Source organism: Gulosibacter sp. (assembly GCF_052090685.1).
Lineage (GTDB): Bacteria > Actinomycetota > Actinomycetes > Actinomycetales > Microbacteriaceae > Gulosibacter.
In genome coordinates this window covers 37690-53859 of the sequence record NZ_JBQDBE010000016.1, presented here as the reverse complement: position 1 = coordinate 53859, position 16170 = coordinate 37690, and the positions used below count along the sequence as shown (strand labels likewise).

Here is a 16170-nt window from a genome sequence, read left to right as displayed (position 1 = left end):
TCCTCTCGCTAATTCAAGTCTTCTCTAAAACCCATGAGCCGCACGATCTTCTGCGCGGCCTGCGGAACGGAATCATTCACAACGCGAGCGTCGAATTCATCCTGCGCAGCCAACTCCACCTTGGCGGTACTGAGTCGGCGCTCCTGTTCCTCGGGAGATTCGGTACCCCGGCCGACGAGTCGATTGACCAGCTCGTCCCAGCTCGGAGGCAACAAGAACACCATCCTAGCCTCTGGCATCTGTTCCCTCACCTGCCGCGCACCCTGAATGTCAATTTCGAGCAGCACGGGTTCCTGCTGCTCGAGTCGAGCCTCGATCGGTGCGCGAGGCGTCCCGTAGCGGAAGGAGTTGTGCACAGTCGCGTGCTCGAGCAGTTCATTTGCCGCGACCATGCGATCAAACTCTTCGTCATCAACGAAGTAGTAGTCCTTGCCATCCACTTCGCCGGGACGCGGTTTGCGCGTGGTGGCCGAAATTGAGATCTGCACCTGCGGGAAGTTCTCCCGAATGTACTGCGAGACGGTGCCCTTGCCCACGGCAGTGGGCCCCGCAAGCACGATTACGCGCGGCACATCGGGACTCGACTTCTCCCAGGTATCGAGAAACTCTGCGAGCTTCACGCGCTGATTCCGGCCGAGACCACCCAGTCGCTTCACGGGCGCGATGCCGAGATCGCTCAGGATGCGTTCGGTCTTGGTAATGCCGATATGTGGAATCGCCCGCAGGAACTGCGTGACCCTCAGGGAAGCGGCCGCAGACTCTCGATCCTCAGACGCGGCAAGCACGTCGATCGGCCGTGCGGCGCCGCTGGCGATGCGGGATTTCACGAGTGCCCGCGCTCGCCGAGCCGCGACCGCCGCACGGGATGCGGCGACGCGGTCGACGGGTGGGGGTTTCTGGTTCATGCAAATGCTGTCTTTAAAGTTTCTAATTGGGTATCGATCGCACGATCGAGGCCATCAAGGCCCTCTTCGAGCATTCCGCGCGAAGACGTCACAATCACATTCTCCGCTGACTTTCCGAAAATCTGCCGAGCATCAGCAAAATCTGCGCCCTGGAACCCAAATCCCGGAGCCAAAATCGGGGTGTCGGGCTCGGTGGCAAGATCGTCCACATCGATGTCGAGCAGCTCAAGATCCACCGTGGCACCGATCACGACACCCACCGATCCCTTCGAACGTCCCACCGAATGCTCACGATTCCAAAGCGCCGTGCGTGCAGCGATTCCACCAGCGACACTGCGCCCTTCTTGCGAGCCGCGCACGCGGCGGGCAGTTTGAACCGACGCGGATTCCGGGTTTGAAGTTGCCGCAAGGATAAACAGACCCTTGTGGTACTTCTCGGTCATTTCCAGTGGCGGCTTGAAGGTGTCGAATCCCTGGTACGGGTTGATCGTCATCGCGTCGGCCTCGAGCGGCATTCCCGGCGTGAGCCACGCTTCCGAGTATGCCTCGAGTGTGGAGCCAACATCGCCACGCTTGACGTCTGCGATGACAATGAGGCCAGCGTCTCGTGCCGCCGCAAACACGTCCTCGAGGACCTTGAAGCCATTGGCTCCGAAGCGCTCGTAAAACGCGACCTGAGGCTTGACGATCCCCACTCGTCCCGCCAACTTCTCAACGATGCGCAGACCAAATTCGTGTGCGCCTACTGCCGAAACCGGCAAACCCCACTTTTCAAGCAGGTAGGTGTGTGGATCAATGCCGACACAGAGGTGACCGAAACGGTCCATGGTGTCGGCGAGTCGTTCGCCAAAGGGTCGATCACTGATTGGGGCACCTGCAATGCTCACGCGCTTGCCTTTCGTTGGGCGTGGTATTCCTGGAGCGAAGTTACCGAGAAACCGCTCTGCATCACTTCGAATGAAGCGACCGCCGCCTGCAATTCCGACATGGTCGTGAAGATCGGCAGGTCGGCAGACACCGCTGCAGTTCGGATTTCGTAGCCGTCACCACGAGAGCTGCCACCTGCGGAAGGCGTGTTGATGACCATGTCGATCTCCCCGCTGTGGATCATCTCTACGATGTTTGGCTTGTCGGCATCCTCGGCAGCAGTATCGCCCTCGCGGGTAAATTTGCCGACCAGTTCCGCCTTCACCCCGTGGCGCGCCAATACGAGCGCTGTACCCTCCGTGGCGAAGAGAGTGAAACCAAGTTCGGCGAGTCGCATGATGGGGGCAACGATGACGCGCTTGTCACGGTCGTTGACCGAGACAAACACATTGCCCGATTTTGGCAGCCCGCCGTACGCGGCCAACTGACTCTTGGCGAAGGCACGTGGGAAGTCTGTGTCGATTCCCATGACCTCACCCGTGGAACGCATTTCCGGCGAGAGCAGCGTATCCACGATTGAGCCCTCGAGGGTCCGGAATCGCTTGAATGGCAGAACTGCTTCCTTCACCGATACCGGGCTGTCCAGTGGCTGCAGGGTGCCGTCACCCTCGGCGGGCAGGATCCCTTCACCGCGAAGCTCGGCGATGGTCGCACCGGCCATGACTCGGCTGGCGGCTTTGGCGAGCTGGACGCCAAGTGCCTTCGAGACGAAGGGCACCGTGCGAGAAGCGCGAGGGTTTGCCTCGAGTACATAGAGTCGGCCCGCACCAATCGCAAACTGCACGTTGAGCAGCCCGTTGACTCCAACACCGGCCGCAATCTTGCGTGTGGCCTCGCGGACCTCACCGAGCACCTTATTTGACAGCGTGATCGCAGGCAATGTGCACGCCGAGTCACCGGAGTGGATACCGGCTTCCTCGATGTGCTCCATGATGCCGCCGATGTAGAGGTCTGTGCCGTCGTAGATGGCGTCGACATCAATCTCGGTGGCGTCATCAAGGAATCGATCAACCAACAGCGGGTGCGAGGAGTTGACGACCACTTCACCCTCGGTGCGCTTGAAATAGTCCTCAAGCTGGGCTGCGTCATACACGATCTCCATGCCGCGGCCACCGAGCACGAAGCTCGGCCGAACGAGGACCGGGAAGCCGATTCGCTCGGCAATCTCTTTGGCGCTTTCCGCATCGATTGCGGTGCCGTTTGCGGGTGCGGCGAGTCCCGCATCATCAAGAATCCTCGAGAACTGACCGCGTTCTTCAGCGAGGTCAATGGCACTGGGGCTGGTACCGAGAATCGGCACGCCAGCGGCTTCAAGCCCCTCGGCCAGACCGAGTGCGGTCTGTCCCCCGAGCTGCACGATCACCCCGAGCAGTTCACCATTTTCCCGTTCGACATCGACGATTTCAAGCACATCCTCGAGCGTCAGCGGCTCGAAATAAAGACGGTCAGAAGTGTCGTAGTCGGTCGAGACGGTCTCGGGGTTGCAGTTGATCATGATGGTCTCGTAGCCCGCGTCCGAGAGGGCGAAGGATGCGTGCACACAGGAGTAGTCGAACTCGATTCCCTGTCCGATACGGTTCGGACCGGCACCGAGGATGATCACCTTGCGACGATCTGAGGCTTCGACCTCGGTCTCCTGGTCATAGCTCGAGTAGTGATACGGCGTGTATGCGGGGAACTCCCCCGCACAGGTGTCCACAGTCTTGTAGACCGGGCGCACACCGGCGTTGCGGCGAATTGCGCGCACTTCACTTTCCTCGAGCCCGCGCAGCTGAGCGAGTTGCGCATCCGAGAAACCGTGCCCCTTAGCGAGCCGGAGCGTCTGCGCGTCAAGACCATCGGCATCCTTCACCAGCTGCGCGATCTCGTTGATCAACACGATTTGATCGAGGAACCACGGATCGATCTTGGTTGCTTCGAAAACCTGCTCCACGGTCGCACCCTTTGCGAGGGCGACCTGCACGTCAATGATGCGGCCGTCGGTCGGGATCTTCATCGACTCGAGCAGCTCTGGCACCGAACGCAAATCATCGGCCCAGGTAAAGGATGAGTTTCGCTTTTCCAGCGAACGCAGTGCCTTTTGCAGCGCCGTCGTAAAGTTACGGCCAATCGCCATTGCCTCGCCCACTGACTTCATGGTGGTGGTGAGGGTGGGGTCCGCAGCCGGGAACTTTTCGAAGTTGAAGCGGGGCACCTTGACCACGGTGTAGTCGATGGTCGGTTCGAAGCTCGCCGGCGTCACCTGCGTGATGTCGTTGGGGATTTCGTCGAGACGGTAGCCGAGTGCGAGCTTTGCGGCCATCTTCGCGATCGGGAATCCGGTCGCTTTCGAGGCCAGCGCCGAGGAGCGCGATACCCGGGGGTTCATCTCGATAACGATGACACGGCCGTCTTCGGGATTGATTGCGAACTGAATATTGCAACCACCGGTGTCCACGCCGACGGCGCGAATAATCGCAATACCGATATCCCGGATGTTCTGGTATTCGACATCGGTGAGGGTGAGCGCGGGTGCCACGGTGATTGAGTCACCGGTGTGCACGCCAACCGGGTCGACGTTCTCGATCGAGCACACGACGACCGTGTTGTCAGAATTATCGCGCATGAGTTCCAGCTCGTACTCCTTCCAACCGAGGATGGATTCCTCGAGGAGCACTTCGGTGGTTGGTGAGGAAAGCAGGCCGTCTTCGACGATGCGCAGGAGCTCTTTTTCCGTGTAGGCAAACCCTGAGCCGAGGCCACCCATCGTGAAGGACGGGCGAACCACCAGCGGATAGCCGAGCTCCGCCGCATATTTCACGGCTTCTTCGGGCGTCTTCGCGATAAACGAACGGGCCGATTCGGCGCCGCAGGCTTCGACGACTTCCTTGAATTCCTGTCGGTCTTCACCACGGCGGATGGCGTCCACCTTGGCACCGATGAGTTCGACATCGTGCTTCGCGAGGATCCCGAGGTCGTCGAGGGTCATCGCGGCGTTGAGCGCGGTCTGGCCACCGAGGGTGGGCAGAATCGCGTCGGGCTTTTCCTTGATGATGATTGCTTCGATCGCTTCTGGCGTGATCGGTTCGACGTAGGTCGCATCGGCGAAGTCAGGGTCGGTCATAATCGTGGCCGGGTTTGAGTTCACCAGGATGACTCGAACTCCCTCTTCGCGAAGGACACGGCAGGCCTGGGTTCCGGAGTAGTCGAACTCCGCGGCCTGACCGATCACGATCGGGCCCGAGCCAATTACGAGGACGCTGTTGATATCTGAGCGCTTAGGCATATGAGTGGGCTCCTACTACTTTTCGGACTTCTTGCTGGACGCTTCGAGCACCATGTCGCGGAAGCGATCAAATAGCGGTGCGGCGTCGTGGGGGCCGGATGCGGCCTCGGGGTGGAACTGCACCGAGAATGCGGGAATGTCGAGGCACCGTAGGCCCTCGACCACTTGGTCGTTGAGTCCGATGTGGCTGACTTCCACCCGACCAAAACCGGCGGGTGAGTCAACCGTTTCGTCGACCGGCACATCCACGGCGAAGCCATGATTCTGCGAGGTGATTTCAACGCGGTTCGTTGCGGTGTCACGGACCGGCTGGTTCACGCCGCGGTGTCCAAAAGGCAGCTTATAGGTGTCAAAACCGAGTGCTCGGCCGAGGAGTTGATTGCCGAAGCAAATGCCCATAAATGGGTAGCCATCGTTCAACAGGGTCCGCAGCAGTTCAACCTGCTCGACATTGGCTTCGGGGTCGCCGGGGCCATTCGAGTAGAAGATCGCGTCCACTCCGAGCGAGCGCACCTGATCGGCAGTGCTATCGGCGGGAAGAACATGTACGTCAAAGCCGCGGGTGTTGAGATTCCAGATGGTCGCCCGCTTCACCCCGAGGTCGAGCAGTGCGACCGAGCCAATGCGAGTGTCGCCGAGCGTCTGTTTCGAGACATAGGCTTCCTTCGTCGTGACGACGTCGGAGAGGTAGCGACCAGCCATTTCTGGTTGTGCTCGAACCTTGTCGAGCTGTGCCTGAGCATCCGTTGCGGCAGCTTCGCCCGAGAACACACCACCGCGCATGGCACCGACGTTTCGGATGCGTCGCGTGAGCGCGCGAGTATCGACATCGCTGATACCGACGATGCCTTCTTGTTTGAGCTTGCCTTCCAGATCACCTTCGGCGCGGAAGTTGGAGACCACGCGGCTTGGGTCACGCACGACGTAACCGGCGACCCAGAAGCGGTCCGATTCCATGTCCGTGGCGTTAACTCCGGTGTTGCCGATATGTGGTGCAGTCTGCACGACGATCTGGCCCGCGAAACTCGGGTCAGACAGTGTCTCCTGGTATCCGGTCATGCCGGTGGTAAAGACCACCTCGCCCAGACGCTCACCGGTGGCACCGTAAGCAAAGCCCTCGTAACGGGTGCCGTCCTCAAGGACAAGTACGGCGGGTTCGGTGCGGATCATTTGTGCTCCTCACGGGTTGCGTGTTCGTTGGGGGTGATGTTGATGGCGGCCTCGAGCAGTTCGGCACGCTGTTTCGGGTTCACGATACGGATGAACGTCTCGACCGAGTGCGTCGGGTCAATATTCCACTGGATCGCGATGAGTCCGTCGGGCTCAACCGCCCGATCAATGGTTGCCTGGGTGCGAGCAACCAGGGTCATCTGCTCGCGCGGGATGAAGAACGGCCGCTCACTCTGGATGCCGATGGCAATACCGCTCGGGTGGACCTCCACGACCGCGCGTCCGCGATATGCAAGCGGTCGCACCGCGATGCGGTTGAGTGCGTTTCCGGTGACGGACGTCGCCACATAGTGCGCGTCATCCACCGCGAAATTCGGTTCTCCGAGATCCTGAGGCAGCTCCGGTGCCGGGGAAAGGTCGGCCTGTCCCTTTCGTCGTCGCCTCCACCCCAGCCACATGCCACCAATAATGATGGCAATGATTGCCAGGATAGAAAGGGTAATTAGCCAGCCCATTTATTCGTGCTCTCCTTCAGCGATGCGAGTCCGACTTGCTCGGGCTACCTCTTCAGCCGGTGCTGGGGTGCCCGCGCGAAGTGTGGGGGTGCCACGGAAGATGGTGTATTCCACCGAACCCGGCAGTTCGAGGCCAAGATATGGTGAGTTCACCGATTTTCCGGCGAGATCCGCCTCGCTGAACACGCTCGAGACGGTCTCGTCATACAGCACGATATTCGCGAGTTCGCCGACCTGCAGCGGACGGCCGGCGTCCGTTGCCGAACCAATCTGGGCCGGTGCTTCACTCATGACCCGCGCGACACCGCGCCAGTCGAGCAAACCGGTGTTCACCATGGTGGCGTGCACGATCCGCAGCGCCGATTCGAGCCCAACCATGCCCATTGCGGCGTGATCCCACTCGGTTTGTTTGCTGTCCATGGGGTGCGGTGCGTGGTCGGTTCCGATCACGTCGATGGTGCCATCTGCGAGAGCTTCGCGGAGCTTCACCACGTCCTCTTCAGTGCGAAGGGGCGGGTTCACCTTAAACCGGGCATCAAATCCGCGCACCTTCTCTTCTGTGAGGAGGAGGTGGTGCGGTGTTACCTCAGCGGTGATTTTGATGCCGCGCGCTTTCGCCCAGCGGACGACATCCACGGCCGTCGCAGTCGAAAGGTGACACACGTGCACGCGAGAGTCGACCTGCTCCGCGAGCAATGCATCCCGCGCAATGATCGAGGTCTCGGCGACCTCGGGCCAGCCGCCAAGGCCGAGCTCTGCGGATAGCGCGCCCTCGTTCATTTGCGCGCCGCGGGTGAGCTGTGGATCCTGCGCATGCTGCGCGATCACGCCATCGAAGGCCTTCACATACTCGAGTGCGCGGCGCATGATGAGTGGGTCGAAGATGCAGAGGCCATCATCCGAGAACATCCGCACGGCCGCGCGCGAATCGGCCATCGAGCCGAGTTCGGCGAGCTGTTCACCCGCTTGGCCGACCGTAACCGCACCAATCGGGTGCACATCCGCATACCCGGCTTCGCGACCGAGCGCCCAGACGGTTTCGACCACACCGGCCGAGTCCTGCACCGGACGAGTGTTCGGCATCGCAAATACGGTGGTGAAGCCGCCCTTTGCTGCGGCACGACTGCCGCTCAATACGGTTTCCGAGGACTCGAAACCGGGTTCGCGCAGGTGCACGTGCACGTCGACCAGTCCTGGAAGGGCGATAAGCCCCTCGGCCTCGATGATTTCAGTGCCCTCGGTCGCCGTGATGACGCCAGGGTCTGCGATCTGCGTAATCCGGTCGCGTTCGATCAGGATGTCTTGGGGTGCTTCGCCGTATGGGCGAGCGCCGCGGATCAAGATGGTGCTCATGCGTGTCCTTCAGTCTGCCCCGAACAGAGCAGGTAGAGCGCCGCCATTCGGACGCTCACCCCGTTCGCAACCTGTTCGAGCACGGTGGATTGGGGTGAGTCTGCGGCGGCCGTGGAGATTTCCAGGCCGCGGTTCATGGGCCCGGGATGCATCACCGAGGCGTGCTCTGGCAGCTTCCGCAACCGAGCCTCGCTGAGTCCCCACCGCCGCGCGTATTCGCGGGTGTGGGGGAAGTAGGCGTCCTGCATGCGTTCCGCTTGGATGCGCAGGGTCATGACCGCATCGGGTGCTTGCTCGAGTGCGTGGTCAAGATCATAGTTCGTCTCGGCAGGCCACTTGGCGGTATCGGAAGGGATCAGTGTCGGTGGACCGACGAGGGTCACTTTGGCGCCGAGTGTGTTGAGCAGCCACACGTTAGATCGCGCGACACGGGAATGCAGAATATCCCCCACGATCACGACGTGCACGCCATCGAGGCCCTTACCTCGCGAGGCCTGCCCGTGAATCCGGCGGCGGAGCGTAAACGCATCCAAGAGCGCCTGGGTGGGATGCTCGTGCTGGCCATCACCCGCGTTGAGGATCGGGGTGTTGATCCAGCCCCGTTCCGCGAGCATTTGCGGCGCACCCGAGGAGGGGTGACGGATCACCACGGCGTCGGCGCCGATTGCGTGCAGTGTTTGTGCGGTGTCCTTGAGCGACTCACCCTTAGAGACCGAGGACCCCTTGGCAGCAAAGTTGATGACATCGGCACTCAAGCGCTTTTCTGCCGCCTCAAAGGAGATGCGAGTGCGGGTGGAGTCCTCGTAGAAGAGGTTCACCACGGTGACGCCGCGGAGGGCCGGGAGTTTTTTAACGGCGCGCTCCTGGGTTGCGGCCATGTCCTCCGCGGTGTCGAGCAGCAGAATCGCATCCGTGCGGCTCAATTCGGCCGTCGAAATCAAATGCTTCATCGTGTCTATTCCTCCGCGTCTTGAATAACGACGCGATCTTGGCCGCCGTCGATCTCCACCAGTTCCACGGAGATCCGTTCACTTCGCGCCGACGGCAGGTTCTTCCCCACAAAGTCGGCGCGAATTGGGAGTTCGCGGTGTCCGCGGTCAACGAGCACGGCAAGCTGGACTCGGCTCGGCCGACCGATATCGCTGATCGCGTCGAGTGCCGCTCGAATGGTGCGGCCCGAATAGAGCACATCATCCACGAGTACCACGGTGCGATTATCGATACCGGCAAGCGGAATCGAAGTTGGATGCGATTCCGTCAGGGGTCGGCGCCGCAGGTCATCCCGATACATCGTGATGTCGAGCGTGCCCACCGCCGAGACGGGATCGAATTCTTCACCTTCAAGCGCTGCGATCGCGCGCAGGTTAGCGCCGAGCCGCTCTGCCAGCGGGACGCCACGGGTGGGAATCCCCAAGAGCACGACGTCCTCGGTGCCCTGATTTGCTTCGATGATCTGATGGGCAATGCGCATAAGTGCGCGCGAAATGTCGCCGGGTTGGAGCACTTCTCGCTCAACCACAGTGACCCCCTTCCCCGCCTCTCTGGACGGCATTAAAGGATGAGTCTGAACAGATCTTTAGCCTAACACCCGCTAGCTGGCGTGCCGGTCGCCAATCCGGCCGAGGACACCGTTGATGAACCGGCTCGAATCCTCAGTGGAGTATTCGGTGGCCGCAGAAACCGCCTCGGCGATAGCCACCACATTGGGCACTTCATCGTTATAGCGAATCTCCCAGACACCGATTCTGAGGATCGCGCGATCCACACGCGGCATCCGTTCGAGACGCCAGTCTCGCGAGGTTGACTCAATCTCTTCGTCAATCTCCTCGATGTGTTCGTCGATTCCCGCGACAATCTGGCGAGCGTATCGCCAGGATGCTTCGCGCTCGGGCTCGTTTGCTGCCCGTACCTGTTCGTCGGCAAGGACGTCGACCAGCGGGCGTTCCACAAGATCCGATTGGAACAGCATGTCGAGGGCGCGTTTGCGCGCCTTACTCCGGGCGCTCACTAGTCGTTCACACGACCGAGGTAGTCACCGGTGCGAGTGTCAACTTTTACTTTGGTGCCCTGATCGACGAACAGCGGGACCTGGATTTCGGCACCGGTTTCCACGGTCGCCGGCTTCGTTCCTGCGTTCGAGCGGTCGCCCTGCAGGCCCGGCTCGGTGTAGGTGATCTCCAGCACTACCGAGGGTGGCATTTCCACGTAAAGCGGGTTGCCTTCGTACATGCCGATCTGCACGTGCTGCTGTTCGAGCATGTAGTTTGCGGCGTCGCCAACAACGGTGCTCGAGACGGTGAGCTGGTCGTAATCCTGCTCATCCATGAACACGAAGTCCTCGCCGTCCTGGTACAGGTACTGGAAGTCGCGACGGTCTACCGTTGCGGTCTCGATCTTGGCGCCAGCGTTGAAGGTACGGTCCACGGTCTTGCCCTGCACAATGTTCTTGAGCTTCGTGCGGACGAACGCCCCACCCTTACCGGGCTTGACGTGCTGGAACTCAATCACCTGCCAGAGCTGGCCGTCAATGATCATGACGAGGCCATTCTTGATGTCTGCGGTGGTTGCCATAGGTAAATTCCTTTCGAATTCGGACGATTCAGCTTAGCGTGACGCGAGGGCTGATCGGTTAGGAGCCGATCTCCTGATACGCGGCGAAGAGCATTGACTCGTCCGGTGCCTGCATAATTGCCGGCTTGCCGATTGCATCAAGGACGACAAATCGCATCATGGAACCGCGGGTTTTCTTATCGCGCTTCATGACTGCCAGGAGGGTCTGCCAGCGTCCCGCCGGATACTGCGTCGGGAGACCGAGGAGCTCGAGGATACGCAGGTGACGATCGGCATCGGCGTCCGAGAGCCGGCCGGATAGCCGTGCGAGTTCCGCCGCATAGCGCATCCCCACTGACACCGCGGCACCGTGTCGCCAGAGGTAGCGTTCCGAGTGCTCGATGGCGTGGCCCAGTGTGTGCCCGTAGTTCAGCATTTCTCGGCCACCCTGCTCGGTGAGGTCGGCCGCGGTGACTTGCAGTTTGTAGCGGATGGCAATCTCCATGATCCGACGGAATTCATCCGATTCGGGATCCGTTGCCTTCTCCGGGTCGGCCTCAATGAGGTCCAGAATCTCTGGGCTGTGGATGAATCCCACTTTGACCGCTTCGGCGAATCCGGTGACGAGTTCATTGCGTGGCAGCGCCGCGAGCGAGTCAAAATCAACGACGACCCCGGCTGGCGGATAGAACGCGCCCACCATGTTCTTGCCCTCATTGGTGTTGACGCCGGTCTTGCCACCGATCGAAGCATCCACCATCGCGAGGACGGTGGTGGGCACCTGCACGACTTTGACCCCGCGGAGCCAGGATGCTGCAACCCAGCCGCCGAGATCGGTGACCGCTCCCCCGCCAATCGCGAGAATCGCATCCGAGCGGGTGAAATCTGACTGGCCCATAATGCCCCAGAGGAACTCCGCGACCTCGACTCGCTTCGCGGCCTCAGCGTCGGGCACTTCCGCCATCAACACGCGTCGGTACTTCGCTGCGAGCAGCTGACGCACTTCCTCTGAGATTGCGCCGAGACTCGGTTGGTGCACGATCAGGAGCTGTTCCACTCCGTCACCGAGGAGTTCGGGAAGCACCGAATCAAAATTCTTGATGAGGCCGCGCCCGAGCAGTACGGGGCCGTGGTCACTGCCGGATACGATGGTTACATACTCAGTCAACTGTTTTCCTGTTCCCGTTCCTGTGCGTTGAGGGCCTGGTCTTGAGTGGCTTCTTCATCAACGTGCTGATTACTACTTGCCAGCAGCGGTGAGTCGACCTTTTTCAGGTAGCGACGCACCTCGTTGACCACTTGCCACATCGGGCGAAAACTCGTGTCCACTTTGATATCGGCGAGTCGCTCGTAGATTTCCTTGCGCGCGTTGAAGGTCTCAATCCAGGAGTCGATACCGCTCAGTAGCGGTCGGTTGGTTTTTCCGCTGATGCGTTCTTCGATTGCTTTGGGACTGGCTACCAGGAGGACCACATCGTGGGCGTCCGATTCGAGATCAGCTTGGGTATTGGCGTCAAGGATCGCGCCGCCACCGAGGGAGACGACTTCAAATTCGCGCAGGGCCGAGGCCACCACTTCACGTTCGAGTCGACGGAACTCCGCTTCGCCCTCGCGCGGGATGAACTCGCTGATGGCACCGTGCTGTTGCGCAAAGAGCTTGTCAGTGTCGGCGAAACTCGCACCGAGTCGACGCGCGATTCGCTTGCCCGCGCGAGATTTTCCGGCCGCGGGCGGGCCGATGAACACGAGACTCATACCTTCCACTCGCTGAGCGAGTCCCCCATTGGTGTGTCGTCAATCGGGCCGTCGAAGTCTGAAGGATCCACGAGCTCCGAACTGGTGCGGATGGTGTCAGGGATCGAGGCGAGGAAGCTCGAGAGGTTCCGCTGGACCTCGGCGAGTGAATCGCCACCAAACTTTTCGAGCAGCGAGTTGGCCAACACGAGTGCGACCATAGCTTCGGCGACCACACCGGATGCTGGCACGGCGCAGACGTCGGATCGCTGGTGATGCGCGGTGGCGTTTTCTCCGGTAGCGACGTCCACGGTGTGCAGTGCCCTCGGCACCGTGGCGATCGGCTTCATCCCAACGCGGGCACGCAATACGGTGCCGGTAGTCATGCCGCCTTCGACTCCCCCGGCTCGGTCGGCGGCGCGGTGAATCGTGCCGTCGACGGAATAGAGAGGGTCGTGTGCCTTGCTCCCCGGACGTCGAGTGGTTTCGAGGCCGTCGCCAATTTCCACCGACTTGATCGCTTGGATGCTCATGAGCGCCCCGGCCAGTCGTGAGTCGAGTCGGCGGTCCCAGTGGACATAGGAGCCGATTCCCGGTGGCAGGCCATATACGAGGACCTCAGTGACGCCACCGATGGTGTCACCGCTGTGTCGAGTTTCGTCAATCTTCGCGACCATTGCGGCGGATGCCTCGGCATCGAGGCAGCGGACGGGGTCGGCGTCGAGTCGCGCCACGTCTTCGGGTACGGGCCAAGTCGCGTTTTCCGGTACCTGCTGGTCACCGATAGCAACCGTGTGGCTGACCGTTCGGATGCCGAGTTCGGCGAGGAATTTCTTGGCCACCGCGCCGAGGGCCACGCGTGCGGCAGTCTCACGAGCGCTTGCGCGTTCGAGTGCGGGGCGAGCTTCCTCGAAACCGTATTTTTGCATCCCCACCAGGTCGGCGTGGCCGGGCCGTGGTCGGGTGAGCTTGCGGCCACGGCCGGTCTCGAATACCTCATCGCCGACGGGCTCGGGACTCATCACCTCGGTCCATTTGGGCCATTCGGTGTTTTGAATCCGGATGCCCACCGGCGAACCAATCGTAAAACCGTGACGGATCCCGCTCGACAGGGTGATCTCATCCTGTTCAAACTTCATCCGTCCGCCACGTCCATAGCCAAGCTTCCGTCGCGCAAGATCGGCTTGAATATCCGTAATTGCGATCGGAACACCGGCGGGTACGCCTTCTAAGAGTGCGAGTAGTTCGGGGCCATGTGATTCCCCCGCAGTAAGCCAACGAAGCATTCGTTCATTCTCTCACGAACCGCAGTGGGCTATTCAACAACCTCGGTGTGATCGCTGGCGTCCACGACGCACTCAAGAATCGAGGGCAGCCCTCATCGCCGCAATAATCGCGGGCTCTTGTGGCAGGTGTTCGTCCACTCCGCGGCCGGTAAACAGCCGCACCTGCCGTACTGCTTGGTGCAAGAGCAGGTCCAGTCCCGTGACGATCGGTGCTTTGGCCTCCAGCCAAACGGATGCCAGTGGTGTCGGCCAGGGCGAGTAGGCCGCTGAGAACAATACCGGCGCGGTTTGGGACGGTACCGCCAGTCCTCCGGTATCAATCACTGCTGCCGGTGCCGCGTATCCGCTCGGCACCGTGTCGATGACCGCCGACACGCCGGGGTCGAGTCGCCAGTCCGCGAGGTTTCTCCCGGAGAAGCCGGTACCGAGTTGCTGAGCCAGTGCATCGGCGGCCTCGGGGCGTCGGGCCCAGATTCGGATGTCGCTGGCGCCCAGCCGCTGTGCGGCGATCCCGAGGGAGGCCGCCGTACCGCCGCCACCGAGCACGTCCACGCTGCCGTAAAGCTCGCTGATGCCCCGCTCGGCAAACGCGTCGAGGGCACCGAGGATGTCGGTGTTCTCGCCACGCGCGAGGCTCCCCGGCTCGAGCGTGTCAAACACAATCGTGTTCACCGCGCCCGAACGGATCGCATCTGCACTCGCCGTGGCCACAAACTCAAGAGCTTCTGCCTTGTGCGGTGCGGTCACCGAGAATCCACGCCAGCGCTCACCGCGACCTTCGAGTGCCGCGGTGACGCCAGCTTTGGGAATCTCCCAGCGGGAATACTCCCAGTCCAGTCCGAGTGCCCGGTACGCGGCAAGATGCAGCTGCGGTGAACGCGAGTGTGCCACCGGACTGCCGAGCACCGCCAGCCTGCTCGAGGCTCCGCGGTGCGCAGGCTCCTCTTGGTAGTACTCGGCAGCGTCCTGGTCAGTCGTACTCTGCTTCGCCTTACTCTGCTCAGCCATACTCTGGGTTCTCCTCCAACCAACGGAGCCAGTCGTCGACCGCCTCTTGGTGCTCGGCGTAGGTTTCCGTAAATACGGTTTCTCCGGTTTCGAGATTCACCGTCACAAAGAACAACCACGGACCTTCAGCGGGGTTCATCGCGGCGTCGATCGCCGTATCCCCGGGGTTTGAGATTGGCCGAATCACCATCCCAGAGTGTTGATAGGTGTTGTATTCATTGCTCGCGTCATTGCGTTCGGTGTCCGTGGTTGCCGCGCGATCGTATTCACCGGTGCCATAGGTCACCGTGGCATCGGACTGCAGCAGCATATCGATGTCAATACGGTTGAGGAACACTCGCGAGACCTTATAGAAGTCCTCTTCGAAGCGCGCTTCTTTTTCAATCAGCGAAGCGAGACGGATGACGTCCCAGACATCTTCCTCGGGGACCCCGTGTTCGCCGAGCGACTCGTACGTGCGCTCAACCATGGTGGTAATCACGTCCTCGGCGGTGTCGTCCGGGGTGAAGTTATAGGTGGCCGGGAACAAGAAGCCTTCGAGCGATTCCGCCTCTTCGGGCAAACCATAGGCCTGGGGGTCTTCGGCAGCGGCCTCGAGATCCGTAGCAGGAATGCCGATATCGCTCTCAATGAGCGTAAAGACATCGCGCATAATCGTCCCCTCCGGAATAGTCACCGAGTTTTGTACCCGGTTCTCTTCGTCCGTAAGGGTCACCAGCGCGGATGCGGCGCTCATTTCTTCTTGCATGACATACGTTCCGGGAATGAACGTGGGCTCCTCGGGCTGGGCCATAATCGAGCGGACGAAGGCTTCGGAGGTCATAACAATGCCCTCCTCCTGCAGCCGAAGACCGATATCGGTGCCGGTGTCACCCGGGAGGATTGTGAAATTCACTTCCGTCCCGTTGCCAGTGCCCTCATAGTCGTCTTCCTGGGTGTCAAAAATGTCCGTGATGCGGTCGCCGAAGGCGTTCCACGCCACCATGCCAGCTCCCACGAGTGCCGCGACAAGGACGAGCACAACGATCAAGCATCCCCAACCGCGTCGTTTCTTGCGCGGCTTGTGGTCATCGCTAATGAGCGAGCCATCCGTGTCACGAGCGGGAGCAGATTCTCCGAGGATGTCAGCGAAAGGATCAGATTGTTCCGGTGCTGCGGATCCGGTGACCGCCGCATTCGACTCAGCCGGCCGTCGTGAGCGCGCTGCCTCGGCAGTTGGCTCCTCGGGGGCCGACTGCTCGGTGAGCGGCTCATCGGTGAGTGATTCCTCAGCGAGCGGCTTATCGGCGAGGGGCGCATCATTGCGTGGCTGATCGGCGCGTGAGTCGTTGTCAGGCGCCGACTGCGCGGCCTCGTCTTCCTGCGCCTGCTGCAGCTGGCGCAGTCGTTCGCGCTCCCGCATCTCGCGTCGCGTGAGCGGGCGTTCTGGTTCGTTTCCGTTGGATGGGAAATCCATA

At 61.1% G+C, this 16170-nt stretch carries 15 protein-coding genes; all 15 read right to left on the bottom strand.

Annotated features, from left to right (window positions below):
• Positions 1 to 8: 8 nt before the first annotated feature.
• The 15 genes from gmk to mltG all read right to left on the bottom strand — a co-directional run bounded on the left by gmk (position 9) and on the right by mltG (position 16169).
• Positions 9 to 905, bottom strand: a complete 897-nt coding sequence (gene gmk, locus ACTHXA_RS11200) for a guanylate kinase (protein ID WP_441672359.1) — start codon at positions 903 to 905, stop codon at positions 9 to 11.
• Positions 902 to 1792, bottom strand: coding sequence for an orotidine-5'-phosphate decarboxylase (gene pyrF, locus ACTHXA_RS11195; protein WP_441672357.1), 891 nt, complete (start codon positions 1790 to 1792; stop codon positions 902 to 904). The genes gmk and pyrF overlap by 4 nt, the downstream gene beginning before the upstream one ends.
• Positions 1789 to 5097: a carbamoyl-phosphate synthase large subunit gene (gene carB / locus ACTHXA_RS11190; RefSeq protein ID WP_441672355.1), complete on the bottom strand. Its 3309-nt coding sequence runs from the start codon at positions 5095 to 5097 to the stop codon at positions 1789 to 1791. The genes pyrF and carB overlap by 4 nt, the downstream gene beginning before the upstream one ends.
• 15 nt (positions 5098 to 5112) lie before the next feature.
• A complete protein-coding gene (gene carA, locus ACTHXA_RS11185; protein ID WP_441672353.1) occupies positions 5113 to 6267 on the bottom strand; it encodes a glutamine-hydrolyzing carbamoyl-phosphate synthase small subunit in 1155 nt (384 codons plus the stop codon).
• On the bottom strand, positions 6264 to 6782 hold the full coding sequence (locus ACTHXA_RS11180; protein ID WP_441672351.1) for a PH-like domain-containing protein: 519 nt from the start codon (positions 6780 to 6782) through the stop codon (positions 6264 to 6266). Before ACTHXA_RS11180 ends, carA begins: the two co-directional genes overlap by 4 nt.
• Positions 6783 to 8135: a dihydroorotase gene (locus ACTHXA_RS11175; protein WP_441672349.1), complete on the bottom strand. Its 1353-nt coding sequence runs from the start codon at positions 8133 to 8135 to the stop codon at positions 6783 to 6785.
• Positions 8132 to 9085: an aspartate carbamoyltransferase catalytic subunit gene (locus ACTHXA_RS11170; RefSeq protein ID WP_441672347.1), complete on the bottom strand. Its 954-nt coding sequence runs from the start codon at positions 9083 to 9085 to the stop codon at positions 8132 to 8134. Before ACTHXA_RS11170 ends, ACTHXA_RS11175 begins: the two co-directional genes overlap by 4 nt.
• A gap of 5 nt (positions 9086 to 9090) precedes the next feature.
• Positions 9091 to 9654 (bottom strand): bifunctional pyr operon transcriptional regulator/uracil phosphoribosyltransferase PyrR, encoded by a 564-nt coding sequence (gene pyrR, locus ACTHXA_RS11165; RefSeq protein ID WP_441672346.1) that lies wholly within the window; start codon positions 9652 to 9654, stop codon positions 9091 to 9093.
• A gap of 72 nt (positions 9655 to 9726) precedes the next feature.
• The gene (nusB, locus tag ACTHXA_RS11160; protein WP_441672344.1) at positions 9727 to 10143 is read right to left on the bottom strand and encodes a transcription antitermination factor NusB; all 417 of its coding nucleotides are present in this window, start codon (positions 10141 to 10143) and stop codon (positions 9727 to 9729) included.
• Entirely contained in the window at positions 10143 to 10706 is a 564-nt protein-coding gene (efp, locus tag ACTHXA_RS11155) for an elongation factor P (protein WP_441672342.1), read from the bottom strand. The genes nusB and efp overlap by 1 nt, the downstream gene beginning before the upstream one ends.
• 58 nt (positions 10707 to 10764) lie before the next feature.
• Positions 10765 to 11853 carry a 3-dehydroquinate synthase gene (aroB, locus tag ACTHXA_RS11150; RefSeq protein WP_441672340.1) on the bottom strand — a complete coding sequence of 363 codons (1089 nt, stop codon included), beginning with the start codon at positions 11851 to 11853 and terminating at the stop codon, positions 10765 to 10767.
• Entirely contained in the window at positions 11850 to 12440 is a 591-nt protein-coding gene (locus ACTHXA_RS11145) for a shikimate kinase (protein ID WP_441672338.1), read from the bottom strand. The genes aroB and ACTHXA_RS11145 overlap by 4 nt, the downstream gene beginning before the upstream one ends.
• Positions 12437 to 13705 carry a chorismate synthase gene (gene aroC / locus ACTHXA_RS11140; RefSeq protein ID WP_441672336.1) on the bottom strand — a complete coding sequence of 423 codons (1269 nt, stop codon included), beginning with the start codon at positions 13703 to 13705 and terminating at the stop codon, positions 12437 to 12439. Before aroC ends, ACTHXA_RS11145 begins: the two co-directional genes overlap by 4 nt.
• Positions 13706 to 13777: 72 nt before the next feature.
• Positions 13778 to 14713 (bottom strand): shikimate dehydrogenase family protein, encoded by a 936-nt coding sequence (locus ACTHXA_RS11135; protein WP_441672334.1) that lies wholly within the window; start codon positions 14711 to 14713, stop codon positions 13778 to 13780.
• Complete coding sequence (gene mltG, locus ACTHXA_RS11130) at positions 14706 to 16169, bottom strand: endolytic transglycosylase MltG (RefSeq protein ID WP_441672332.1); 1464 nt, start codon at positions 16167 to 16169, stop codon at positions 14706 to 14708. The genes ACTHXA_RS11135 and mltG overlap by 8 nt, the downstream gene beginning before the upstream one ends.
• Position 16170 lies beyond the last annotated feature (1 nt).